Annotated in this window: 21 protein-coding genes and 1 pseudogene; 15 read left to right on the top strand and 7 right to left on the bottom strand. The window is 47.8% G+C overall.

What is annotated here, in order from left to right; genetic code table 11:
- From OCU43_RS08545 to OCU43_RS08530, 4 genes are all read left to right on the top strand, one after another.
- On the top strand, positions 1–732 hold the full coding sequence (locus OCU43_RS08545; RefSeq protein ID WP_091353439.1) for a 5-oxoprolinase subunit PxpA: 732 nt from the start codon (positions 1–3) through the stop codon (positions 730–732).
- Positions 732–1,442: a 5-oxoprolinase subunit PxpB gene (gene pxpB / locus OCU43_RS08540; protein ID WP_245756481.1), complete on the top strand. Its 711-nt coding sequence runs from the start codon at positions 732–734 to the stop codon at positions 1,440–1,442. Before OCU43_RS08545 ends, pxpB begins: the two co-directional genes overlap by 1 nt.
- On the top strand, positions 1,439–2,377 hold the full coding sequence (locus OCU43_RS08535; RefSeq protein ID WP_091353436.1) for a 5-oxoprolinase subunit C family protein: 939 nt from the start codon (positions 1,439–1,441) through the stop codon (positions 2,375–2,377). The genes pxpB and OCU43_RS08535 overlap by 4 nt, the downstream gene beginning before the upstream one ends.
- An 84-nt stretch (positions 2,378–2,461) precedes the next feature.
- A complete protein-coding gene (locus OCU43_RS08530; RefSeq protein ID WP_091353435.1) occupies positions 2,462–3,316 on the top strand; it encodes a DUF4392 domain-containing protein in 855 nt (284 codons plus the stop codon).
- Between the two features lie 130 nt (positions 3,317–3,446).
- On the opposite strand, the gene OCU43_RS08525 is transcribed toward OCU43_RS08530, so the two are convergent.
- Entirely contained in the window at positions 3,447–4,496 is a 1,050-nt protein-coding gene (locus OCU43_RS08525) for a PLP-dependent cysteine synthase family protein (RefSeq protein WP_091353432.1), read from the bottom strand.
- Positions 4,497–4,635: 139 nt separating this feature from the next.
- Between OCU43_RS08525 and OCU43_RS08520 the strand changes: the two genes are divergently transcribed.
- The 3 genes from OCU43_RS08520 to OCU43_RS08510 all read left to right on the top strand — a co-directional run bounded on the left by OCU43_RS08520 (position 4,636) and on the right by OCU43_RS08510 (position 7,333).
- On the top strand, positions 4,636–5,097 hold the full coding sequence (locus tag OCU43_RS08520; RefSeq protein ID WP_091353431.1) for an Lrp/AsnC family transcriptional regulator: 462 nt from the start codon (positions 4,636–4,638) through the stop codon (positions 5,095–5,097).
- 97 nt (positions 5,098–5,194) lie between these two features.
- Entirely contained in the window at positions 5,195–6,079 is an 885-nt protein-coding gene (locus OCU43_RS08515; protein WP_091353429.1) for a LysR family transcriptional regulator, read from the top strand.
- Between the two features lie 390 nt (positions 6,080–6,469).
- The gene (locus OCU43_RS08510) at positions 6,470–7,333 is read left to right on the top strand and encodes an aminotransferase class IV (protein WP_091353427.1); all 864 of its coding nucleotides are present in this window, start codon (positions 6,470–6,472) and stop codon (positions 7,331–7,333) included.
- 63 nt (positions 7,334–7,396) lie between these two features.
- Here the strand turns inward: OCU43_RS08510 and OCU43_RS08505 are convergent, their stop codons facing one another.
- From OCU43_RS08505 to OCU43_RS08490, 4 genes are all read right to left on the bottom strand, one after another.
- Positions 7,397–7,909: an AAA family ATPase gene (locus OCU43_RS08505; RefSeq protein ID WP_091353424.1), complete on the bottom strand. Its 513-nt coding sequence runs from the start codon at positions 7,907–7,909 to the stop codon at positions 7,397–7,399.
- A complete protein-coding gene (pnuC, locus tag OCU43_RS08500; RefSeq protein WP_091353422.1) occupies positions 7,909–8,568 on the bottom strand; it encodes a nicotinamide riboside transporter PnuC in 660 nt (219 codons plus the stop codon). The genes OCU43_RS08505 and pnuC overlap by 1 nt, the downstream gene beginning before the upstream one ends.
- Positions 8,569–8,719: 151 nt before the next feature.
- Positions 8,720–9,772 (bottom strand): alkene reductase, encoded by a 1,053-nt coding sequence (locus tag OCU43_RS08495; protein WP_091353419.1) that lies wholly within the window; start codon positions 9,770–9,772, stop codon positions 8,720–8,722.
- Positions 9,773–9,797: 25 nt separating this feature from the next.
- Positions 9,798–10,103: an ArsR/SmtB family transcription factor gene (locus OCU43_RS08490; protein ID WP_091353417.1), complete on the bottom strand. Its 306-nt coding sequence runs from the start codon at positions 10,101–10,103 to the stop codon at positions 9,798–9,800.
- Between the two features lie 428 nt (positions 10,104–10,531).
- On the opposite strand from OCU43_RS08490, the gene OCU43_RS08485 reads away from it, so the two are divergent.
- Positions 10,532–15,157, top strand: a complete 4,626-nt coding sequence (locus tag OCU43_RS08485; RefSeq protein ID WP_091353414.1) for a hypothetical protein — start codon at positions 10,532–10,534, stop codon at positions 15,155–15,157.
- A 4-nt stretch (positions 15,158–15,161) separates the two neighbouring features.
- Entirely contained in the window at positions 15,162–17,348 is a 2,187-nt protein-coding gene (locus tag OCU43_RS08480) for a hypothetical protein (protein ID WP_091353412.1), read from the top strand.
- On the opposite strand, the pseudogene OCU43_RS08475 reads toward OCU43_RS08480, so the two are convergent.
- Positions 17,345–17,557 (bottom strand): annotated as a pseudogene (locus OCU43_RS08475) (hypothetical protein); the annotation flags it as partial. The gene OCU43_RS08480 and the pseudogene OCU43_RS08475 overlap by 4 nt on opposite strands.
- Positions 17,558–17,829: 272 nt before the next feature.
- Here OCU43_RS08475 and OCU43_RS08470 point away from each other — a divergent pair.
- The 6 genes from OCU43_RS08470 (at position 17,830) to OCU43_RS08445 (ending at position 23,340) form a co-directional block, all read left to right on the top strand.
- Positions 17,830–18,450 (top strand): class I SAM-dependent methyltransferase, encoded by a 621-nt coding sequence (locus OCU43_RS08470; RefSeq protein ID WP_091353409.1) that lies wholly within the window; start codon positions 17,830–17,832, stop codon positions 18,448–18,450.
- Positions 18,451–18,577: 127 nt separating this feature from the next.
- The gene (locus OCU43_RS08465) at positions 18,578–19,282 is read left to right on the top strand and encodes a P-loop NTPase family protein (RefSeq protein ID WP_091353407.1); all 705 of its coding nucleotides are present in this window, start codon (positions 18,578–18,580) and stop codon (positions 19,280–19,282) included.
- A gap of 129 nt (positions 19,283–19,411) precedes the next feature.
- Positions 19,412–20,641 carry a DEAD/DEAH box helicase gene (locus OCU43_RS08460; RefSeq protein ID WP_091353404.1) on the top strand — a complete coding sequence of 410 codons (1,230 nt, stop codon included), beginning with the start codon at positions 19,412–19,414 and terminating at the stop codon, positions 20,639–20,641.
- 10 nt (positions 20,642–20,651) lie between these two features.
- Positions 20,652–21,569: a glutaminase gene (locus tag OCU43_RS08455; RefSeq protein ID WP_091353401.1), complete on the top strand. Its 918-nt coding sequence runs from the start codon at positions 20,652–20,654 to the stop codon at positions 21,567–21,569.
- 208 nt (positions 21,570–21,777) lie between these two features.
- Positions 21,778–22,707: a hypothetical protein gene (locus OCU43_RS08450; protein WP_091353398.1), complete on the top strand. Its 930-nt coding sequence runs from the start codon at positions 21,778–21,780 to the stop codon at positions 22,705–22,707.
- Between the two features lie 120 nt (positions 22,708–22,827).
- Positions 22,828–23,340, top strand: coding sequence for an RNA methyltransferase (locus OCU43_RS08445; protein ID WP_091353396.1), 513 nt, complete (start codon positions 22,828–22,830; stop codon positions 23,338–23,340).
- Positions 23,341–23,357: 17 nt separating this feature from the next.
- Here the strand turns inward: OCU43_RS08445 and OCU43_RS08440 are convergent, their stop codons facing one another.
- Positions 23,358–24,401 (bottom strand): GGDEF domain-containing protein, encoded by a 1,044-nt coding sequence (locus OCU43_RS08440; RefSeq protein ID WP_091353394.1) that lies wholly within the window; start codon positions 24,399–24,401, stop codon positions 23,358–23,360.
- Positions 24,402–24,446: the final 45 nt, after the last annotated feature.

The following is a 24,446-nucleotide window of genomic DNA, read 5'->3' as shown; positions in this document are numbered from 1 at the left end:
ATGTCATTACGTCTTAACTGTGACCTGGGTGAAAGCTTCGGCTCGTGGAAAATGGGTTTGGATGAAGCGGTGATGCCGCATATCGATCAGGCTAACATTGCCTGTGGTTTTCATGCGGGCGACCCTCTGGTGTTGCAAAAAACCCTGACTCTGGCAAAACAGAACAGTGTCACCATCGGTGCCCATCCAGGTTATCCCGACCTGGTAGGCTTTGGTCGACGCAGCCTAAAAGCTTCAGCTGATGAACTCAAAGCGATGGTGCACTATCAGATTGCGGCCATTGATGGCATGGCTCAGACTCAGGGGCTTACGCTGACCTACGTCAAACCCCATGGCGCCATGTACAACGATATGATGGCCGACGCAGCTGTCCGCGCTACCATTATGCAGGCGGTGTCTGACTATCACCGTCCTCTGGTGCTGATGCTGCAAAGCACCCCCCAGTCAGCCCAACATCAGCAGGAAGCCGACAGTATCGGCCTTGAACTCTGGTTTGAGATCTTTGCTGATCGCTGTTATGACGATGATGGCAAGCTGCTGACCCGATCAAAGCCCGGTGCAGTACATAGCAAAGAGAAAATGCTCGCACAGGTTAAACAGCTGCAGGAACAGGGCACGGTTACCACGGTTAGCGGCCACACCCTGACGTTGCAAGCCGATACACTGTGTGTCCATGGAGATAATATGGACGGGGTCAACGCCATCCAGGAAATTCGCAGGTTGATCAGCTAATGAATACCGAAACAAACAGCATTCGGGTTGAAATTGCCGGGGAAAACGCTCTGATCATCTACTTCGGTGACAAAACCGATCCCAGGGTTTCCTCTCAGGTGCAACAGGCAGTGACCATTCTCGAAACGGAACTGAATGGCAAACTGATCGATATGGTGCCCTCTTACGCTTCCCTGCTGGTGATCTACGATCAGTTGGCTACCGACCATCTGGAGGTACGCCGCTGTATTCGTGAACTACTGAGCAAGCTGGACAACAGTGAAAGCAGCGAAGGTAACTTAGTTATTTTGCCCGCCTATTACAGCACCGAATCAGGCCCCGACCTGGAAGCACTGGCGCAGCGGGCAGACCTCAGCATAGAGGAGGTCATTAAAATTCACAGCGAGATGGAATACCGGGTATACGCGATCGGTTTTGCCCCCGGTTTTGCCTACCTTGGCGAAGTGGATGCACGTATTGCTGCGCCCCGGCTGGCAACACCACGAACCAAAGTACCGCGGGGAGCCATCGCGATAGCTGATCGTCAGACAGCGGTTTATCCGGCCGTATCCCCCGGCGGCTGGAATCTTATCGGCCTGTGCCCCACCCGGATGTTTGATCCAAAAGCGGAGCCAACCATGCCGGTACAGGTGGGTGACCGGGTACGGTTTAATCCGATCAGCCGGGAAGAGTTTTTCGCCCAGGGTGGTGAATTGGGAGAGATCAGATGAGCGGTTTTAAAGTAGTACAACCCGGCCTGATGACTCTGATTCAGGATGCCGGACGCTTTGGCCATCACCGTATCGGCCTGACCACCGGAGGTCCTCTGGATGCACTGGCATTCAAATGGGCTAACCGTTTGGTTGATAATCCAGTGAACACCACAGCGCTTGAGATCAGTTTTGGTGGCCTGGTGCTGCTGGCAGAAACCGATGCACAGATCGTTCTGGCAGGCGCGCAGATGCCCCTGAAGATCAACGGTGTTGAGCAGGATCGCTGGCATGCGCACCGGATTAAAGCCGGGGACAAGATCGAAGTTGGCTTTTCAGCCCAGGGTGCCCGCGCTTATCTGGCCGTCAGCGGCGGCTTTCAGGTCGAGCATAGTTTTTCCAGCAGCGCGACCGTCACCCGGGAGGGGATCGGCGGCTTCACCGGAGAGAAACTAAAGCAGGGAGACTACCTGAACTGCAAACCACCCATGAAGCACAAAGGTTATCGCCTGCCTGAAACTCACCGTCCGGACTACAGCGATAATGTAACTTTGCGGGTCATTACCGGCTATCAGCAACAGGCCTTCAGCGACTATCAGAAACGACTGTTCTTCAGCAGTGAATACAAAGTCACCGACCGGGCTGACCGTATGGGTTACCGACTGGCGGGGCCTGAAGTAAAGCCCGCACTTGACGGTATTCTATCGGAAGGTATCTGCCACGGTGCAATCCAGATCCCCGCCGATGGCCAGCCAATCGTACTGCTGAATGATCGCCAGACCATTGGCGGTTATCCGAAGATCGGTTCAATGATCGCGCTGGATACTGCCCGTATGGCCCAGATGCTCCCCGGTTCACGGATATCATTTGATGAGATCAGCATCGATGATGCCCATAACCTGCACTGTCTGGCCCATATACGGTTTAACAATACCGAGCCGGAACCCGTTGATTAATTCCGGTCGATAACGGTCACATTTTATCTCCGGTCACAGTAACACACCGGATAACGTACAGAATCGAAACAGAGAGAACACTCGATGTCACAACATTCGATCAATGAAAACGTTCTGAGCAAGCAGGTAGAAGACCTGTTGGTTGCACGCAACCTGCGCGGAATGAAAACCGTCCAGCCAGCACTTTCCAGCGGCTACTATCTGCGAGCGGCACGCACCCTCTATAAGTGTAAAGGCCATGTCCTGATCGGCACCGGATTCCCGGTGGTGGATACCTTTGAAACCGATGGTCCTCTGGGGGCCATTGCACTCTACGATGCGCTGGAAAAACTCGGCGCTACGCCGGTGATTGTCTGCGGTCCACCGGTCTCTCAGGCGCTGATGGAAAAATATCGTGTCCACGAAATCCGTGTTGGTGAGCATCAGGAGCGTACCCTTGAAGCGTTCAAGGCTCTGTATAACTACAACCCTGATGCAGTACTGTCGATTGAACGCCCGGGACAGGCTGAAGATGGTGGTTATTACAATATGCGCGGTGAAAGCATCAGCGCCCGCACCGCCTGTTTCGACACCTTTGTTAACAACGCAAAATGCCCAACCATCGGTATTGGCGATGGTGGCAACGAGATCGGCATGGGCAACATCACCGAAGCGATTAAGGGGCTGGATATCACACCGGCAGCGACCCGTGTTGATGAGCTACTGATCGCCGATGTGTCCAACTGGGGCGCCTACGGTCTGATCACTTTCTTCAGCCTGTGGAGCGGCCGTGACCTGCTGGGTGAAATTGATCCGCTGGCGATCATTGAATATCTGTCAAAACTGGGCAGTGTCGATGGTGTCACCCGCATCAACCAACTAACAGAAGATGGCCTGCCGCTGGAAGAGGGCGACAGTGTGATCGCCGGACTCAGGGCGCTGATCGGCTATACAAACTAACTTTTCAAAACACCCCTGGACTGTAGGAGCGGCGTCCAGCCGCGATTCTGGTTATCGCCCCTGAAAGGGGCTCCTACACACAGGAGCGTGTGTCCAGACACGATAGATCAAACTGTATTCAAGCCTGAATCTATCTCCCCCCTAACACCCCTTTCAGCTGTAACTGATACTCAGAGATATCGCCCAGCGTTTCTGCAACCCAGGCCGGATCATAGTAACTATCAAGATAGCGCTCGCCACCATCACAGATCAGGGTGACCAGTGCCCCCTGCTCTCCCCGCTGATGCATCTCGGCCGCCAGCGTCAGCATACCCCAGAGATTAGTGCCGGTAGAGGCTCCCACTTTGCGACCACAGAGATGTTCCAGCCAGAGCATCGCCGCGACCGACGCGCCATCAGGAACCCTCATCATCCGGTCAATCACCGTTGGTTGAAACGATTCCTCTGCCCGGGGGCGACCGATCCCTTCGATACGGCTTCCCTGGCTAATCTCCAGACTGCGATCACCGGTCTGCCAGACATCATAGAAAACCGAATTTTCAGGATCTACCGCAACCAGCGTGGTGTTAAACCCCTTATAGCGAATATAGCGCCCCAGGGTGGCGGTGGTACCACCGGTACCGGCACTCATCACAATCGCTGTCGGTACCGGATGTGATTCCAGTTTCATCTGCCGGAAGATACTCTCGGCTATATTACTGTTGCCACGCCAGTCGGTGGCCCGCTCAGCAAAACGGAACTGATCCATAAAATGGCCATTGCACTCAGCGGCAAGCACCACCGCCGCTTCATGCATCTGCGTGGGACAATCGACAAAGTGGCACCGGCCACCATAGAACTCAACCTGTCTGATTTTTGCTTTGGCCGTTTTACGAGGCATGACTGCGACAAAGGGTACACCGATCATACGGGCGAAATACGCCTCCGACACGGCAGTACTGCCAGATGATGCCTCAATCACGGTCGTGCCCTGATTGATCTGACCATTGCATAATGCGTAGAGAAACAGGGAGCGGGCCAACCGATGTTTGAGACTTCCGGTAGGATGACTGCTTTCATCTTTCAGGTAGAGATCGATCCCCGCCAGTGCGGGGAGCTCCAGTTTAATCAGATGGGTGTCGGCTGAGCGCTGTGCATCAGCCTGAATTCTTGCCACTGCCTGTTCGGTCCAGACGCTCATGAAAGCCTCTCTTTTAATCAACAATTAATGGAGACAGTATACGTGGGCAGGCAGAGATATTTTTTGCTTTCTGCTGGATAAAAAAGAGAATTTATAGAATAATTTTATCTATAACTTGCAAAAATAAGATAATTTTTCCATGGATTCGATAGATAATAAGATTCTCAATCTGCTACAACAGGATATTACCCTGCCGGTAGCGGAAATAGCTGAACGGGTTAACCTTTCGACAACCCCCTGCTGGAAGCGCATCAAACGCCTGGAAGAGAACGGCGTCATCAAAGCCCGGGTGGCCCTGCTCGACAGCGCCAAAGTAGGCGCAGGGGTCTCCGTATTTGTCCATATAAAAACCCAGCAACATGAAGAGCAGTGGTTAACGCGCTTTGCGCACTCAATAAGCCGGTTCGATGAAGTGATGGAGTGCTACCGGATGGCCGGAGAGTGGGACTATCTGCTGCGGGTAGCGACCCGGGATATCGAATCCTTCGACCGTTTCTATAAAAAGCTGATCAGTGAAGTCGATGGCCTGACCGATGTTACCTCGAGTTTTGCGATGGAAGAGATCAAATTTTCCACCCGGCTGCCACTGTCCAACTGCTAACCGGTGAAACCCTGTCGAAGCCTGCAACAAAATCCAGGCTTCTATGTAAAACGCTGCTCCTATATAGTGACACCAATATCTGCTGAGCCCTGCAACTATGCGTCTGAGAAACCTTAACACCTTTGTCAAAGTAGCCCGCCTGGGAAGTTTTCATGCCGCAGCCCAGCAGCTGCATGCCACTCAACCGGCGATCTCAGCCCGAATCCATGCCCTGGAAGAGGAACTGGGAGCACAGCTGTTTATCCGGGATAAGAGTGGCACCCGGCTCTCCGCCCGGGGCGTTCAGCTTCTGCCTTACGCAGAGAAACTTCTGGCAATCAGTCAGGAGATGAAACAGCAGATCTGCGATGAAAACCCACAGAAGGGAACCCTGCGGATCGGTATCACAGACACGCTGGCACACCTCTATCTGGCCCCCCTTTTACAGCACTGGCAGCAACAACACCCGCTGATGTCATTCGAGCTGATCAGCGATGTCACGCTGACGCTGATGCGTCAGCTACAGGAGCACGAACTCGATCTGGCGCTGATGGTTGCGGGGCACAGCAACCTGCCAGAACTGGTGACAGAACCGCTGTGCAGCTATCCTCAGCACTGGGTTGCGACCCCTCAGAGGCTGGCTGATAACCCGGTCAGTAGCATCGCCGAGCTGGGACGCTCCCCGATCCTCAGTTTTCCCCGGGACACCCGCCCCTGGGATTACCTCCAGCAACTGTTCCGGCCGCTGGAGGAAACACCGGTATTTCATACCTGCAGTTCGGTGGCAAACCTGTTGACTCTCACGCTTGAAGGGGCAGGCGTAGCACTGCTGCCCGAACCGGTGCTCCGTACTCATCTGCAGCAGGGACGACTGACAATATTCAGCCCCGGTCCCCAACCGCCGGAACTGGCATTTTGCGCCTGCTGGCGACTGGATGATGACAGAATTCTGCCCCAGCTATTGGCTAAAAGTGGCCGGGAAATCATTATCAGGCGCACATAAGAGCAGGATGGAGAGGTAACCCACCCCATATTAACCGCAGGATTTATCGCTAAAAATAGAGAAATATCAATATTAAACCCTGAAATTCATACTATATCAGATTATTATTCTTATCTTTTTCCAGCTATTGCAACTATTCCACTTTTCTAAGAAACTGCGATCAACTCAAAAAGTAAGATTGTCGTTAATTATCAGCCCATAGCCATAAGCCCGGCCTGGTTAACGGCACAATCTCATGACCCGGGAACTGCCCTCAGATCGATTGAGGATTTTTTTTGCGGCCCCCCGTGTTAATTAATTCGGACCCTAGCAATACAACTATACTGTCATTGGTATATCACCTGTGACAGCTTGTCGGCAGGGTCCATAATACGTTTAAGGAAGGTTAATATGAGCATTGCTTACCTGAATGGCGAATACCTGCCACTAGAAGAAGCCCGCATCTCCCCACTGGATCGCGGCTTCCTGTTTGGTGACGGTATCTACGAAGTTATTCCATACTACAACGGTAAATCTGTAGGTCTGATGCCTCATATCAACCGTATGATCAATGGTCTGGCTGCCATTGAGATCAAAAACAACCACACTGCAGACGAGTGGAAAACCCTGCTGGACGATCTGATCGCCAAAAACAGCGATCAGGGCGAAAACCTGGGGGTCTACGTTCACGTTTCCCGTGGCACAGACACTAAGCGTTACCACGCTTACCCGGAAGGTGTAGAACCAACAATTTTCTGCTTTACCTTTGGTATCAAAGACCCTGAACCGGTTGATCGTACCAGGGTGCATCAGTACAGCATGATCTCAACTGAAGATCTGCGCTGGCAGCGTTGTCACATCAAATCGACCGCGCTGCTGGGTAACGTTATCCACTTTCAGGAAGGTTACTCTACCGGCAACGACGAAGCGCTGCTGTACAATGCCAAAGGCGAGTTAACTGAAGGCAGCTCCTGCAACGCTTTCATCGTAAAGGATGGCGTCATCATCACACCGATTCAGGACAACCAGATCCTGCCAGGTATCACCCGTCGCATCATCATCGACAGCATCAAAGCGGACGGCTCTCTGAAAATTGAAGAGCGTACCGTAACCATGGATGAAGTGCGCAACGCAGATGAACTGTGGATCACCTCCTCTTCGAAAGAGATAGCGCCGGTGACTAAACTGGACGGCAAGCCTGTCGGCAACGGTGAAGTTGGCGAAATCTGGGAAAAAGCATTCCAGATTTACACGGCATCTAAGTTTGATTTCTGATTCAGTCAGATAACGTTTAAAAACGCACCCCGGTGCGTTTTTTTATGCCTGTAAGCACGTGATTTACTGACCGATAAGACGCCTGACAGCCACTTCCGCATTGACCAACCGCTGCTCACCCCTGCCTTCAACTATTTCAAAGGGACGATTGAGCCGCTGAATCTCCAACAGATGACGCTCATAGAGCCGCTCCCGGTCATCCGGGTTTTGCCGCAGGGGATCTGGTTCCCAGGGCAGATCAGGTTTACATACCAGATACACATGGGATGACTCCTGAGCGATCCCGGCACTGATAATCGGTGGACAGCAACCAAACACCTCTTCAGCCCAGATCTTATAGTTGATCAGATCCGTATCAAAAATCCCCAGCGGAGTAGCGCAACTCACTTCACGCTGCTGATATTGCTGATGCATCACACTCAAACGGCTCAGCAACCCAAGATCATACGCCGGGCCATGCTGCTCAAGATAATAACGAGCATACTCAAGGGCAAAGGGCAGATTCAACAGTCTGGCCAGATGTTCAGTCAGCGTGCTTTTACCGGACGACTCCGCCCCCGTTATCACAATCCGCACTAACTATTTCCAGCGACAGCAAGCGCGAACCGTTGCGACCTCTGCCATTGAATCCAGCCATAGATCCCCAGTCCCAAAAAGATGGCGTATTGAAATGAATAGATCGGCGCTGCTTTAATCCAGTAGATGTAGATACCCAGCACATTCACAATGCACCAGCCGACCCAGTTTTCCATCCGTTTACGGGCCTGAAGAAACTGAGCAAAAAAACTTAACACGGTGGTCACTGAATCCAGCCATAACAGCGAAGGCTGGGGGATCCAGCTAACCTTTTCAGCCAGCAGAGAGATACTCAGCCCCCACCCGAGAATAGCAAGTACAACGATAACAACCAGTAACTGTTGCTGTCTCTGCGATAACCATTGTGGCACAAACGCCCCCTGCTCTACTGCAGCCCCTCGTTTGATCCACACCATCCAGCAGTACAGCTGAATGGGAATATAGGAAAGATAGAGGATGCCATCAGACACCAGTTGCCATTCGGTTATCGCCAGCCAGGCGGAGATAGACGCCCAGAGAATACCCAGCGGCCAGCCGAGAATATTTTGCCGTGCAATCAGAACCACCCCAAGAATGGCACTGACAGTGGCAATAATCTCCAGAGGAGTACTGCCAAACAGTTGCAGCCACTGGATTGAAGCCAGAATATTATTTTCCATAACGCTGTTTTATCTTTTCGGTGAGACAGAAAGTGACACTATTTTAACCGGAGCACACTATACCCCAGGTCGGGGTACAATAGGACAGTCAGTTACCCGCCTGACAGCAAAACGCCTGCACATAGCAGGCGTTTTCACTACGACTGACCTGTTAGCCAAGCGCGGGATAATCGGTATACCCCTCAGCCCCCGGACCGTAGAACAGTTCGAAACGAGGTGGATTCAGTTCAGCATCCTGTTGCAGTCGTGTTGGCAGATCAGGGTTAGCAATAAAGGGAATCCCAAATGCAACGGCATCCGCTTTACCTTCCGCCAGCCACTGATTCGCCTGCGCTTTGGTGAACTTCTCATTAGCGATCACCGGGCCACCAAACAACTGCTTTAAATAGGGCGTCAGACTGTCGTCACCCTCCATCTCGCGGGTTGAGATAAATGCGATACCCCGCTTACCCAGTTCAGAGGCGACATAACCAAAGGTCTCCCGTGGATTAGAGTCGCCCATATCGTGGGCATCCATCCGGGGAGCCAGATGTACAGCAACCCGATCTTTACCCCAGACACCAATACAGGCGTCGGTCACCTCCAGCATCAGACGGGCACGGTTTTCCAGCGAGCCTCCATACTCATCATCACGCAGATTCGTTTTATCCTGCAGAAACTGGTCCAGCAGATAGCCGTTGGCACCGTGAATATGTACACCATCAAAACCTGCAGCCCTGGCATTAACCGCGCCCTGACGGTAGGCTTCGACAATCTCTTTGATCTCATCCAGGGCCAGTGCCCGGGGCTCAACATACGCTTTTTTGGGGCGCACCAGGCTAACATTGCCTTCGGGTTTTACTGCACTGGGGGCAACGGGCAGTTCACCGTTCAGGTACACAGGATCAGAGATACGGCCGACATGCCATAACTGAAGAAAGATCAGACCTCCGGCCTGGTGTACCGCATCGGTTACCTGTTTCCAGCCCTCCACCTGTTCATCAGACCAGATGCCGGGGGTATCAGGATAACCGACTCCCATCGGCGTGACGGAGGTTGCTTCAGTCAGAATCAGACCCGCACTACTTCGCTGAGCATAATATTTTGCCATTAACCCATTTGGCACCCGGCCTTCATCAGCCCGGCAACGGGTTAAAGGCGCCATGACAATACGGTTTTTCAGGGTAAGATCACCCAGGGTCAGAGAATCAAATAGGGTTGGCATCGGTACCTCCTGTTAATGCTTGCGCTTATAGTTGCTCGTTCAAGCGGGTGAGAAATTGCTGAATCACCGCTTCATTGCGCGTGAAAAAATTCCACTGCCCTACTTTCTTGCTGCTGATAAAACCAGCACGTTGCAGGGTTGCCAGATGGGCTGAAATAGTAGACTGAGACAAGCCGGCCTTCTGATCGATCATACCGGCACAGACACCAAAACTCAGAGGGTGCTGCTGATCTGCAAAGAACCGTTCGGGTTGCTTCAGCCAGTTCAATATATCCCTGCGAACCGGGTGTGACAGGGCTTTGATCATTTCATCGAGTTCAGCAGAGCTCATCTGATTCCTTGTTACTGTTTTATGATTAACATAATTAGCGGCTATATTTATCAATTGTGATAAGGCGAAACATATATCGCATAGATACGATATACAACCATTATATTTCACCCGTCGATTAACTCACCTGATGATGTAAGTTGAGATTGAGATTCGATCTCACACATATTTACATTGCTGAAAAGCTGGTATGACAAGTGATATAACGAGAATCCAGGCAACAACCGTAATAGTCGTTTTAGAATTAAGGTGAGATATTAACTTATAAATCAATACTATTGACACTTAATAAAGCCGACACTATATTTACATTTGGGCTGGGCGATCCTGAGCGACGTGCAGATCAGTTTATTAAGCATATTTGATTAAATGAATAATTTTTTCCACGAGAAAAATCGTGAGGCATAGCTATGCCTGGGAGAAATGGAATGGTTCTTAAAAAGAAGACGACCAGCTTGGCTGACGTGTACCTAAAACCACTGAATGAGTCGATATCCTTTGTCAAAAGTGTGAGTTCAGGGACAGGTCTAGGTAAGAGTTGGTCTGCGATCTTTGCTGCGCTTGAGTTCGTCAAATCCAAAACAGAGAAAGGGGATGAAACACCTCACATCTTTTTCTATACAGCCCCCCAACATAACCAGATTTCGTTTGATGACAGAATAGTCAAAAAGCTTCAGGACGCTGGATGCGATGTGGTTAAGGTCAGGCCGATATCGGCAATGGCACTGTCTAACATTGAGCAGGAGATGAACTCCTATGATATCGCTAAGGACTTGATCAAGACGCCTACAGATAAGCTAAACAACCTTTATAACGACCTGATTAAAATTTGCACAACCATAGATCGTGCCATAGACCGTAGCGACTCAACTAACCCTATTGATTTGGCATTAAAACTTAAAACGATTCGGTACCAAATTGGCCGAATAGAGCAAGAGCAGGGTAAAGGATCAAAGTTCCAGGCTGATGAAGATAGCCCTAAATCAAATATTTCTGATGATATCGATGAAGATCTGACTTTCATTAAAGAGCAGGAAAATGAAGAAGAGGCTAATCGATCAAAAGATCGCATCGTTAAAGCGATGGAAAAGATTACGTCATCTCTGGTTCTCCTAACTAAACATTCTTATACCAATGAGCCTTTTCGAAAGAGTCTAAAGGAAAATCTATCTGATCAGTCTTATAAGAAGTTCCGTGAAGTTAGCTCATCTTTCCATCCATTCTTACATATTCAGACATCAGACAGTCGTTTCTTTATCTTGGCCATGACGATTAAAAAGTTCATGACTAAGCACAGTGTTTTGGCCCCTAGAATTATGAAGACAAAAAACATAATTCGATGGGGCAACAGGCCTGTCGATATACGTGAGATTGTGTCTGATCGAAGTTCAATAAACACTAAAGCAGCTGAAATATTCGATAATGCTAGTGATACGAATACTGTTGTTAGTCATACAGATAACGTTCTTTCGAAAATCTTCTGTGCTAACTACACCTTCTTTATTGATGAATCAGATGCATCTAAGGAGGTAATCTCGAAAGAATTATCACGGAATGTAGAAGATGCAGAGCTGATCCAAGCGATAGGAGCATTCAGTAAAGAGGTGGGTGATGTGCTTCTAAATGAGTCACACACCTTCTTGTCACAGCTGGTCGAAAGACAGCCTGAGCGCTCGCTGGTGGATATTTTCAGAGACATCTATAACGACGACTCAGTGCCTCGTATGCTTTCAAAAGAGGCTCTTCTAAAAGCCAGGGGCAAGATATACCAGTCATTGATCAACTGTGAGTGGAAACATCTTAATGGTGAAAGTGATCCTTCTGAGATCATGGAAAAAATTAATAGCTTCCTGAAAAACGCACTCACAGCTCCGTACTGTACTGTAGAACAGTCAGTTGATGCCCAGGTTTTCAATACGACAGCGGCTTTTGGTGGGGAAATGTATGGCTTCACAGGCTCAAAAAACATCGATAATTTTATCGTTGTAAGCATGGGCAATTCATTCAGAATTACTGAAGCTGATCGTGCGAAAGATATTCCTTTCCCTTCTCTTCCTCTTTCCTACTTCATGCTGCTGATTTCAGAGTGTTATTTGTATTTTCGACTGATACTTAAAGGTATTGGGGGAGAGTCCAGTGATATTAATCAATCACTCAGCTTCAATGAATGTATTGCAGAAAATGATAAGACCAAATTCCAAAAGCTGATGAACAAGTACTACAGTGAATCGGCTCCTTTCTCAGGGGTGGGTGCGCCATTCCGCCAGGATGGAAACAGTGACCTTCCCCTGCATACAGATGCTGCTAAAGCATCCATTAGGATTACTCATCGAATCACCAATGATTTATTCTCCGAAGCATTCTCTGATGGTAAAGAGATTGCGGCCCTGGTTAACGATGATGTGAAATCCTTTTCTTCAGCTGTGTCTACGCCAATTGATATGGATTTCAGCTATAAGAAAGGTCACACGATCTATGGCATGGTTCAGATTGAAAACAGCAACTATCCCATTAAGAACGGTCTTCATCACGTCGCTTTTCCAACGTCCTTCAGGTCTCAATCAGCAGAGAAATACCTGGTTGATCTTGTGGACAACGAAAAGAGAATCAACGGCATTTTCGTAATGAGTGCAACAGGTGGCTTCGAGAACAACCATATCTCAGCTTTTTCTCTGGTGGCACTTAGAAAGCTTTTAGAAGGAACGAAGGCCGTTTTTGTTGAAATGAGCAAGGAAGATTACTTGCTTACTAACATCAAGCAGAACGAAAGGGCTGAGTTTAAGAACATTAATTCTCAGCTCCTAATTGAGTTGGATGAGCCAAGCTTCAGAAAATCCCTGATGTCAGAGATCGGCTATCTAATTAAAAAAATCCGTTCTGATAGTATTGATTCTATAAGCTCAAATATTGCCCAGCTCGCTGCTATGAACAAGCACAAGCATAAAGAGTTGGATAATGTCATGATTGCCATAAGTAAGGCATTGGAGAATGACTCACAGTCTCCTACCTTCGCTCTGGCCCTGGCTCAAACGCATAAGAACGTACTGAGAGCCTTAACGTATGCTGCTCAAATCCACTCAGTCAGTGTAAATGGCAGTCCCTACTTCATCACTCCCTATCTTAATCATCGGCCCTCCACCGACAACACAGATCAAGCCACAGGCTATGGGGTATTTCAAATTACAAACCACGCTAACAATGCGAACCGCTGGGGGGTAAGTAGTCCATTTAATAAGGAGCACGGAACATCAAATACGATTGTCGTATGTTATTCATCTCCTTTTGAAAAAGCTCTGAAGAAGATTCTCAAGACCGCCATATACAATCCACACTCAGATGAGTACAAGCTGAAGAAGCTATTATTACCGAATAGCAGGCCTCAAGACCCTGTAAAAGAGGCAAGCTCACCGAACTTTAATCCTATGGATTACTTGCTCTCAAGTGCTCATGGGAACAATGTCATCATCGTCAGTGCTTATGTCTCCGCTGCCAGGGGGATAAACTTAATTGTGGACAAAGTTGCACCTCCAAAAGCTAAGATCTCCAGTAAAGATGATCCTCAGGGGCACATGTTCGCACATGGGAACGAGCAACAAACCTCCTCGAAAGAGTTGAAGCTTGAACCAAAAGATCTGGATCATTTATACATTTGCGCAGCTCCATTCTATTCAGAGGTTAACCAGCCTATCGTTGAGGACTCATTAAATCGCGTACAAGCGCAAAAGCGCTATTTCACTGAATGCGATCTCTATTATTACTATATCGAGTATCTTGCACGTAAAGGGCATGATAATCCTGAAGAGCTGTTTATGAGTGACCAGGTAGACCTGGCCACACGGAACACAGATCAGGAGGCATTTGAGTATTTTGATGAGCAGCACCACCTTTCTATCTTCAGTACGCTCCAACAAGGTATTGGTCGTATAGAGCGTACCAATGCATCCCAATCTCAGAACATCTATCTTTGTCCTGAAGCATATGATGTCCTTAAAGATGGTATTACAGCAGTTATCAGCAATCTTAATGATGAAGAGATTGACCGTGTCGTTGGAAGCATGTCCTATGCAAATGGCACCCTGGCAAACTCCATCATTGATCAGATTGATTATCATTCTGAAGACTCAAGCGAATCATCAGAGCAAACTAGCAAGAAATCACCAGAGCACAGAATCTTTGATAATGGTAAGTCTATAATGCTACAAGCTCATCAGGATCTCAGAAATCCAAGTGAATCCACTTACAAGCCAGAAACTGTTAGCAAACTGATTGATTTCTATGAAGTGTTCAGGTCTGAACTTCCTTGGACTGAAGGCGCAGAATCTTATTTAGTTGAGCTGAAAGAAGCATTGGTTAAATTGCCTGAGCCTATCCAGGATCAAATGGCAAAATTCATTCTCACGCTCTTTGTTAAGAGTCCTGTAGAGATTCATGACTTTGAACCAAAGAATTTTAACCAAAAAATCTCTAAAAAACGTCTAATTGGACTGCTTGAACATGCTGCTGACTTTGAACAGTCATTGTCTATTAAAAGCCAGAACCTGCAAAATCCTTATGTAACAAGAGTGCCAGATGGATTTATGTATCCATGCTCTTGGTTTATTCCTGACTTGGCAGGTAACTATGGCGAATATGTACTGAAATCAGTGATCGAGATTCTTTCCAGGAATCCTGAAAATAAGCATTTGAATCGTAAGAATTCAGACCAGGCCAGGGCCTGTTATGAATGGGCCGATAACTTCATTGTTCAAGGCAATAAAGTTCTGGCTCTGGATGCCAAACATTATGCCTCTATTGGCTATCATATGATTCGAACACCTGAAGATGCCAAACGTAACGAAGTACTCCTATACAAACTGGCAAGCCATCTTAAAACGATAGAGTCCGTATTTGAGGGTTACGATGTTCACCTGATAGCTATTAATACAGTTGATCGGAGTGATTCTAACGTAGGCCTTAAAGCCACCACTCAAAGCAAGAACTTGTTTCTATTATCTGCACTGGATAAGCCACAAACTATTGCGGCTTACCTAGCTGATCACTTTGCGGGGATGTAAAGCAATGTCTAAGTCATACTTTCAAAATAACATTGCCATTCAAGATGTAGGTAACTTCAACGCCAATCTGATTGATTGGCTTATTGAGAATTCTACTAGCCTTAACCTTTTGGTACTGCCAGTTTCAGTGCCTTGTAGTGATTATAAGACTGCTACAGCCTTGTTAAAGGCCAAGGTACAGGATGAGATCCGTAGCATGAGTGAAAACACTCAAGATTTAGTTTCAAACATTGGGTGTGTTTCGTTTTTTATCAATGATGGAAAAGCTCATGGGATTAGCATCACCTTCGGCAATAACTTCATCTCAGAAGATAAACTGCCAACTTACCATAGGCGTTTAAATTCATTTAAAAGAGCTATCCCACAACGTTGTAACGAGCTGACATTCAGATTCAGCTTACCTCTTCTTAGGATGTGCCTAGCTGTTTATGGGATACGTCATGAACTGACAAGCATTAAGGCATCAGATCTGGATGAGTATGCTCTTCTCAGTTTTGCCAGAGAAAAACTATATTACTCTTGGGATAAGACCCTTTTTAAGGTTGAGCTGGCACAAGTCCAGGATTCTGATAATCAAATTGTGCTGTATGTTCGTAACCCACAAACATCGTTAGATGCAAAAAAGCGATTAGAATCTCTGAGATTCTCAAATGCTGAAACAGGATTAACCTGGTTCGATACAACCGATCTAAAACTGAAAAGCTTCAAGGACTCCAAAAAACTACCTTACAAGCACTACCTTGGATTAGCGTTGTCCCAAGACCCTAGCAAGATTCAAGAAAATGTAGCGAAGCAATTAAATACCCGCATGATCAATGAAGTTATGTGGAATGGCCTTCTTGAAGCCCTGCTGAAAGACGCAGGTATCGCCTTTAGACGGGAAAGGTTTGAGAACTACAAAGAAATTGCTATCAAGTCAGAATATCAGCAATCACGTTCTTTGACCCAATACCCATTGGGAATGGATCTTTCAGAGATCGTTTTAAACAATAATGTCATTGAAATTTGTTACACAGTTGATACGTCTCTCCAGAATCAGCGCGAATATATTGGCGATTTTTTGAGGGAGAACCTTGCCAGCTTCTTTGATGGCAGCCCTTATGGATTCGGGTTAAAGGAATTCGAATACGGGACATGCTTCAGCCACCTAGATCTTGTTATTGGTGTAATGCCTGATGAAGACCATTATTGGAAATCATCTTCCAATGATGATGGTCTTGATGATTATGGTCGCTTCAAGAAAGAATCTCTCAGAAAAGGATCACCTTCATCTGTTCAATTCTTATCGCATACAGCCATAGCTGGTAGTGGGCATGAGCTTGTTAGAGTTGTAATTGAGAATTTAGCAAAGCGTTGGATCTGCCAGGACACCTTTAGTCGGAAAATTGAAGCAGAAGGTGTTCAATGTGATAAAGAAATAGAGCTTCTTGTTATGGGATCTTTAAGCTGGAAGCATAAAGGTCAAACGAAGTCTCCTACATCAAACTTCTCTATGATGCTCTATAAGATAGCACTCAAAGATGAGATGACGTTTAGTCGTCCAGAGATAATTTTTGATGACAAATTCATAAAGGCAAAAGTGGGCGGTATCGTACCTTACTTAATGCGTTATTCAGAACATTCAAGTTATGCTGGGACTCTTACATCTGCTCTCTCTTCTGCTCCTGCTTTGGCGAACGTAATCCACACCATAGATAATGACTTCAGGCTGAGTGATACGCTGTATTTGTTCCATATGGAAGGAGGGCAAATTCAAAAGGTCTTTAGTATTAACAATACAGCTATCTGTCTTATCCCTGACATGCAATATGTTTCATCTGCAACGAATACTTTTAAAGAACAGTTGACTGCATGGTTAACTGAAGGTCGGATGACAAGAAACGAATCAATTTCTTATGTCGGGGAAAACAAGAAATCGAAAAGTGATGCTGAATACCAGGGGCGATTGGCAGGCAATACATATTACCTTACCCGTAAGTCATATAGTGAGAATCAAAAAGCTAATAGGCATCTGGTTAAGAAAATAAGCAAAATTTTTGATGCCGACCAAAAAGAGAATCTTTCATTTACAGAGGCTGATGCCGCCTTGTTTGATGCTGGTCTTATGTCAGATCTGGCGGGTGCATACAAAGATTCAGGGGTTAAGAAAACTATCTACGAAAAGATAATTTCTTTAGGCATCTCTGATTAGATTGGTTTGTAGTGGTCAACTAAAACTAGCCACAGTTCATAAGTTTTCCAATATGCCTTTTCTGCTCGATCTGGCGACCTCATTCCGTTAAATGAGTGCGGTCTGATCGGACTGTAATACCCAACAATGTAGTCGATGATCGAACGTTTCGCTTCGGTAAAACTGCGATAGCCTGTATCAGGTACCCATTCCGTTTTTAGACTGCGAAATGGCCCCATGTTCCGCAGCAAAATAGAGATCAGTATTGGAGAAATTGTTACCCGTGATAACTTTATCTTTGCTGACCTTTTGCCTGTAGAACCAAACGGCCAGGGCGGTTAATGGATGGTGCAATCGGTGTATTAATACCGGTAGAAATAGTCCATAGTAACCCTGACAGAATCTGGCGGAGCGCGCGTGTAGAAAAAGTTTTTTTCTTCGGCGATCAACTCAATAATCACTCTGATAATTATCATTAGCACTCAGTTTCATGAAGAAAAACATGACTCCCAAAGAGATTGGCCAGGCTTACAACGGCATCACTCATCTGTGGCAAAGCGATAAGTTCAACCGTACAAATGGTATTGCCCAACATGAGCGGGCGATTGCCTTCACGCAACAGCAGCGAACAGCGTTAGATGTGGGTTGCGGCTGTACCGGTAGATTTATCGATCTGCTGCTGGAAAAAGGCTTCGCAATTGAAGGCGTGGATATCTCAGATGAGATGATCAGGCTGGCCCGACAACGCCATCCGCAGATCCGCTTTCACCATCAGGATATCTGTCAGTGGGTGCTGCCGCAAAGCTATGATTTTATCACCGCCTGGGACAGCATCTGGCACGTTCCTCTTGAACAACAGGAAGCGCTCCTGAGCAAACTGTTTAATGGCCTTAACCCCGGAGGCGTGTGTATTTTTTCCTGCGGTGCCACCGATAATCCTGACGAGAATACCGATAGTTTTATGGGGCCTGAAGTTTATTACTCCACCTTAGGCATCCCCGGATTCCTGAAAGTGATTGACGCCTCAGATTGTATCTGCCGCCACCTGGAGTTTGACCAGCACCCCGAATTGCATGCGTACTTTATTGTCCAGAAACCGGAAAAGGCAGCCTGCACGCCCTGATTTAGTGCAACGTCAACGTTTTTAGCAGAAAAAAAACAACTATCAATACAATAGGTTGAAATACATTTTTCATTAGCGCATTTTATACTGCAGGTTTTCACAAACGATCATTACAGGTAAACAATTCATGAGTATGATTCACTTTGTCGGTGGCGAAAAAGGTGGGGTTGGCAAATCGGTACTGTCGCGCCTGCTATCACAATATTTTCTGGATAACGCCATGCCCTATATTGGCCTGGATGCAGATCAGTCCCACCCGACCCTGAGTCGCTACTACCAGGATTATACCCGCCCCATCAACCTGGATCACTTTGAAAGTATTGACCAGATCATGGAGCTGGCGCTAGAGAACGATTGCAATATTCTAATCGACCTGCCGGCACAAAGTGAGCGTTTCCTCGATCGCTGGATTGAGGAAAACGGTGTCATCGAGATGTGTGAAGAGATGGGTATCAAGCTGGCATACTGGTATGCCGTCGACAGCGGGCCCGATTCAGTCAAACTGCTGGATAACTTTCTTACGAAATATAATGATCAGTTTACCGTTCTGGTCGCTAAGAATCAGGGCCGAGGCAGCGACTTCTCCAATATTGAAGCGCTGCCCCAGCTGCAGAACTCAGACCGGGAGAGCATGCCGCTCTACCAGTTCTATATCCCCGCTCTGCACACCTCCACCATGCAGAAGATCGAAAAACTTGGACTGAGTTTCTGGGCAGCAGCGAACCTGAAAGACAGCGAAGTCGAACACCTCGGCATTATGGAACGGCAACGAAGTAAAGTCTGGGTGAATAAGGTTCACCAAACCCTGGGGGTTCTGTTCAGCTATCTGTAACTGCTAGCCGGCCAGTGTGACTCCATTCTGGCCTGTTTTTTCCAGCTTTATACTCTGCCCTATTTTTCAGCCGCAAATCGATAACCGATCTGCTAAACTCGCGCCTGTTTAAACGTTAAGGCACAGGTCATGAGTTTCGCATCATTTGGTTTACACCCCGCTCTGCTGCAGGCCGTCGAAGAAAAAGGCTATCACCAGCCCACCCCGATTCAAAAGGAAGCGATTCCCGCTGTTTTAAAACATCAGGATCTGATGGCGGGCGCGCAGACCGGCACCGGGAAAACCGCCGCGTTTGCCCTACCCATTCTGCATGCACTGGGAGACAGGAAGACACCTGCACCGGTGGTTAAAGCGCTGATTCTGACACCCACCCGGGAACTGGCGCAGCAGGTGGGACAGAGCTTCAGGCGCTACGGTCAATATCTGCCACTGCACACTGTGATCGCCTATGGCGGCGTCAGCATCAACCCCCAGCTGGAGGCTATCGAACAGGGGGTTGATATACTGGTGGCAACGCCAGGCCGGCTGATTGATCTGCTCTCCCGCGAGGCAATCGTCCTGAGCCAGTTGGCGTTCTTTGTGCTGGATGAAGCCGACCGGATGCTGGATATGGGTTTTATCGATGATATCAAACGGATTTTGCGCTCAGTACCGGATAGCCGCCAGACACTGCTGTTTTCCGCTACCTTTGATGATGCCATATTCAAACTCAGCCAACAGCTGCTGAACAGCCCGATCCTGATCGAAGTAGACGAGCGTAATACCGCCGCCAGCCAGGTTAAACAGATCGCCTATGAGGTGGATAAACAGCGTAAACGTGAGATCACCTCATACCTTATCGGTGCCAATAACTGGCAACAGGTGCTGGTGTTTACCCGCACCAAACAAGGTGCCGATGACCTGGCGAAAGAGATGTGTAAAGACGGTTTAAAAACCGAAGCGATACATGGCGATAAGTCTCAGGGAGCGCGCGAACGGGCGCTTGAAGGATTTAAGAATGGCACCATCCGGGTGTTGGTGGCCACCGATGTCGCATCCCGTGGTTTAGATATTCAACAACTGAAATATGTGATCAACTATGAGCTGCCGCATAATGCTGAAGATTATATCCACCGTATCGGCCGCACCGGCAGAGCGGGCGAAACGGGCTTGGCAATCACATTGTTAAGTGCTGATGAAACATGGTTGCTTGATGAAGTTCATAAAATTCTCGACACTCCGCTGATGCAACAGTGGTTACCCGGATATGAACCCAATCTGGATCAGGATTTCTCCCCGTCGAAGAAGAAGAGCGGTAGTCGGAGAGGATCGAGTCGAACTGGCCGAGGAAAGCAAGCGGGACGTTCACGGCGTCGATAGGAGAATTACGGTGCAAGATATTTTAGATGAGATCGTCGCCACAATCGGCGCGAGTAAAGAACGCGGCAAGGTAGCGGATTATATTCCGCAACTGGCCTGTATTGATCCTAACCAGTTCGCCATTACCGTGGCGCTGGCAGATGGACGGGTATTCAGTTCGGGACACAGCGAACGGCTGTTTTCGATACAGAGTATCTCCAAAGTATTTACCCTGACGATCGCTCTGGGCAAACTCGGTGACGCGGTATGGTCCCGGGTTGGACGTGAACCCTCAGGCGATCCGTTTAATTCCATCGTGCAGCTGGAACATGAAAACGGTAAGCCCCGTAATCCATTTATCAATGCCGGTGCTATTGCTATCGCCGATGCCATTCTGAAGGGTCACCAGCCAAAAGAAACACTGGGCGAGATTCTTCAATTTGTTCGTTTTATTGCGGATGATGACAGTATCGGTATCGATGAAAAAGTGGCGCAGTCAGAACTGGTCACCGGTGATCGAAATGCCTCTCTGGCTCACTTTATGGCATCATTTGGGCGGATGAAGAACCCGGTCGATTGGGTTTTAGGCACCTATTTCCACCACTGCTCCATTGCGATGAATACAGAACAGCTGGCCCGCTCAGGACTGTTTCTTGTCGATAATGGCCGCAACCCGGTGTCCGGAACCCGGGTGGTTTCGGCCCTGCGCGCCCGCCGAATTAACTCGTTGATGCTGATGTGCGGTCACTATGATGGCTCAGGCGAATTCGCCTTCCGGGTAGGTCTGCCCGGCAAGAGTGGTGTTGGCGGTGGTATTTTGGCGATAGCGCCGGGTAAGGCATCGATCGCGGTATGGTCACCGGGTCTGGATGAGGTTGGCAACAGTAAACTGGGCACCGAAGCGCTGGAGAACCTGGTACAGCACACCGGCTGGTCTATTTTTGGCTAGCACTCCTAGCGAAATTATTGACAGTGTTAAAACACTATTTACAGTGCATATTTCACAGAATTGCAGTTGATAACTACACTGAATTAAAACGGTTGTTTGCAATCATGCGCAAACCACTGAAGCCTATCAACTGCAATCCCGCTATTCGATCCCTGAATGAGCTATTGAGCAAAGCTTCAAACAGGGATTGAAAATAAAGAGGTGAAGTATGGCTATAGACTGGAAAGCAATAGCTGATATTTTAAATGCGATCGCATGGCCTTTTGTCGTTGGAACATCATTATTCGCAATGCAAAAACCTCTCTCCACTTTAGTTGAGCAGATGGGTAAACGTATCACTAAGTTATCCTATGGTGATTATGCTATTGAGCTGTCCGCTTTACCTGAAATGACTCCGAGCTCAGTCGCAGATTTCGATGTCAGGCAGCTCACTCCTACTAAGCTTTTCGATAGCGCATCACACGAACTGTTTAAACAGCTGGCGGCTACACAAGATGCCGATTATGCCATTATTGATCTGGGTGAAGGCGATAAATGGCTCTCCTCCCGTTTATATATTTTTGCTCTGATTCTTGGAAGGGTGAGTGACTTAAAGTCTTTTGTATTTGTTGAAACCCGGAATGGAATTAGCAGATGTCTGGTAGGCACGGCAACGCCTTCTGGCATATTCACATCGCTTGCAAAGCATTACCCCTGGTTTGAATCTGCGTTTATCAAACTATATGCCGACATCGCTCCTGATCCTAAAACCTCAGCACAGCCTTTTGAACTGGCTGAACTTGCAGTATCAAACTCCCAGCAGCTATCTGAGTTAATACGAAAATACATTGATGAGATACAACAATCAGCATATCCCCCACCGGAATCAGAAAATGAGTGGGTTTCTTTCGGGGAGCCTGTTCAAATGTGGGAACGGTCACGCTGGTTAAATGGCCAGATGGTTGAAGAATTACTGGGATCGGGACTATCGACAACATCCCTCATTGATTCCCCTGAATATAATACGCAAACAAAAGTGCAGGCCATATTGCGTCTTACGGGTGCGAATAATGTTGTACTGACCGATAATAAAGAGCGCTTCCAGCAACTGATCGACAGATCTGCCCTGCTAGAACAGTTAGCGAAAACAGTTGAGTAAGCAAACTACACTTCACAATCTGTATGAGATCTTTAAAAGGTAAATTTTCACGCATTTTGTTAAACTCCTGCCGAATAAAAGCATAGGATCTCAAAACATCCTGAATCAAAGGACTCTATTGTGTCTGAAACTGGCTCAGCTGCCATCGCCTTGTGCAACCCGAAAAGCCCTTCCAATGTTGGTGCAGTGATGCGCGCAGCGGGTTGCTATGGTGCTTCAGCCATTTATTACACCGGCACCCGGTTTGAGAGAGCCGCTAAGTATCACCTGGATACCCGTAATATCAGCCAGCAGATCCCTCTGAGTTCCATTAATGCATTAACAGAACTGATGGGAGAAAGCCGGAAACTGGTGTGTGTCGAGCTGGCCGAAGGAGCGATACCTCTGCCCGAGTTCACTCACCCTGAGGATGCGCTGTACATCTTTGGTCCGGAAGATGGATCAATTGATCAGTCGGTTGTCGATCTGGCCGATGCAGTGGTCTATGTTCCTACCATCGGTTGCATGAACCTGGCAGCAACCGTCAATGTACTCCTCTATGATCGCATGGCGAAACAAAGCAATGCGATAGACCATAGAGAGCTTATTAAACAGAGTCGTGATGTGAATAACCGGCTGGTATACAAACGCTAGTAGAGATCGTGGAGCTTTTAATCCGTGATCATCTCTACCCGGTTGCGACCATTTTTCTTGGCCTGATAGAGGCCCCGGTCAGCCCGGTCAATCAGATCATTGCGAGCTTCATCGGGTCTCAGCTCTGCAACACCGAACGAGAGTGTTACATGGCCGTAGACTTCATCTGAGTTGGCACGTTTCAAGCGACTCTTACTGATCGCCAATCTAAGCTGATCAGCCACAATTACAGCGCTTTTAAGCGGTGTTTGCGGCAGAATTATGGCAAACTCTTCTCCGCCAAAACGGCAGACAAAGTCCCGCCCCTTGATTGATCTCTTCAACTGTTTAGCCACAAATTGCAGTACTTTATCGCCGACAAGATGACCATAATCGTCGTTGAATTTTTTGAAGTTATCGATATCGCATAACAGTAAAGAGAGCGGTTCACTCTGATCTGTTGCTTCATCAATCTGATGGTCTAAAGCAAAATCAAATGCCCGGCGATTAGAAACGCCAGTCAACGGATCTATATGAGACTCCTCCCGAACCTCATTGATCACCTTACGGATCTCACGAACCTCTTTCAGTACATCGGTAAGCTGAGACCCCAACTGCTGTTGAGTTTCTGCTACTTCCTGAGCATCTTTGATAGCATCTTTAACGGCTGTCAGTGTTAGCTCAGAGTTTGCATCAGCATTCATCAGATCTGCCAGTATGTTTAAGCGACCGGAGTATGCCAATAACTCTCCCCGGGCAAAGCCACACTCATTAACCACACCGGTTAAAATTCCCTGCAGCTCAGCTCTGATAAGCTCCAGCGCCTCTTCATCCTGTATATAAAACTTACGATACAGATCCCATAACGCTTCATTGAGATCTGTATGCTCTGAAGCGAGCACCGCCTTAAACTGATCATTTAAGCTGTGGCTTCTGCCGTCGATAAGATCATAAGCAAGCCGGAAATTAACGGGCGAGCTGGGCAAACGATGCTCCCCTAATACAGACAATGCAAGTCGGAGATTGATAGCAGCCTGATCATAGGAATCATCGGAATAGGGGTTAGGCTTATGTCTAGCCATGGACTGTGCACTTAATCTACCTGGTAATGGTATGACTATACGAAA

Origin of the sequence: Amphritea atlantica, assembly GCF_024347255.1 — a bacterium.
Taxonomy (GTDB): domain Bacteria; phylum Pseudomonadota; class Gammaproteobacteria; order Pseudomonadales; family Balneatricaceae; genus Amphritea; species Amphritea atlantica.
The sequence above is the reverse complement of the archived record's forward strand: the minus strand, read 5'-3'. Positions and strand labels throughout refer to the sequence as shown.

Bases quoted from the DNA above. Each gene is read 5' to 3' on its own strand.
- OCU43_RS08545 (WP_091353439.1), top strand. From the start codon at position 1: ATGTCATTACGTCTTAACTGTGACCTGGGTGAAAGCTTCGGCTCGTGG.
- pxpB (WP_245756481.1), top strand. From the start codon at position 732: ATGAATACCGAAACAAACAGCATTCGGGTTGAAATTGCCGGGGAAAAC.
- OCU43_RS08535 (WP_091353436.1), top strand. From the start codon at position 1,439: ATGAGCGGTTTTAAAGTAGTACAACCCGGCCTGATGACTCTGATTCAG.
- OCU43_RS08530 (WP_091353435.1), top strand. From the start codon at position 2,462: ATGTCACAACATTCGATCAATGAAAACGTTCTGAGCAAGCAGGTAGAA.
- OCU43_RS08525 (WP_091353432.1), bottom strand. From the start codon at position 4,496: ATGAGCGTCTGGACCGAACAGGCAGTGGCAAGAATTCAGGCTGATGCA.
- OCU43_RS08520 (WP_091353431.1), top strand. From the start codon at position 4,636: ATGGATTCGATAGATAATAAGATTCTCAATCTGCTACAACAGGATATT.
- OCU43_RS08515 (WP_091353429.1), top strand. From the start codon at position 5,195: ATGCGTCTGAGAAACCTTAACACCTTTGTCAAAGTAGCCCGCCTGGGA.
- OCU43_RS08510 (WP_091353427.1), top strand. From the start codon at position 6,470: ATGAGCATTGCTTACCTGAATGGCGAATACCTGCCACTAGAAGAAGCC.
- pnuC (WP_091353422.1), bottom strand. From the start codon at position 8,568: ATGGAAAATAATATTCTGGCTTCAATCCAGTGGCTGCAACTGTTTGGC.
- OCU43_RS08495 (WP_091353419.1), bottom strand. From the start codon at position 9,772: ATGCCAACCCTATTTGATTCTCTGACCCTGGGTGATCTTACCCTGAAA.
- OCU43_RS08490 (WP_091353417.1), bottom strand. From the start codon at position 10,103: ATGAGCTCTGCTGAACTCGATGAAATGATCAAAGCCCTGTCACACCCG.
- OCU43_RS08485 (WP_091353414.1), top strand. From the start codon at position 10,532: ATGGTTCTTAAAAAGAAGACGACCAGCTTGGCTGACGTGTACCTAAAA.
- OCU43_RS08480 (WP_091353412.1), top strand. From the start codon at position 15,162: ATGTCTAAGTCATACTTTCAAAATAACATTGCCATTCAAGATGTAGGT.
- OCU43_RS08470 (WP_091353409.1), top strand. From the start codon at position 17,830: ATGACTCCCAAAGAGATTGGCCAGGCTTACAACGGCATCACTCATCTG.
- OCU43_RS08465 (WP_091353407.1), top strand. From the start codon at position 18,578: ATGAGTATGATTCACTTTGTCGGTGGCGAAAAAGGTGGGGTTGGCAAA.
- OCU43_RS08460 (WP_091353404.1), top strand. From the start codon at position 19,412: ATGAGTTTCGCATCATTTGGTTTACACCCCGCTCTGCTGCAGGCCGTC.
- OCU43_RS08450 (WP_091353398.1), top strand. From the start codon at position 21,778: ATGGCTATAGACTGGAAAGCAATAGCTGATATTTTAAATGCGATCGCA.
- OCU43_RS08440 (WP_091353394.1), bottom strand. From the start codon at position 24,401: ATGGCTAGACATAAGCCTAACCCCTATTCCGATGATTCCTATGATCAG.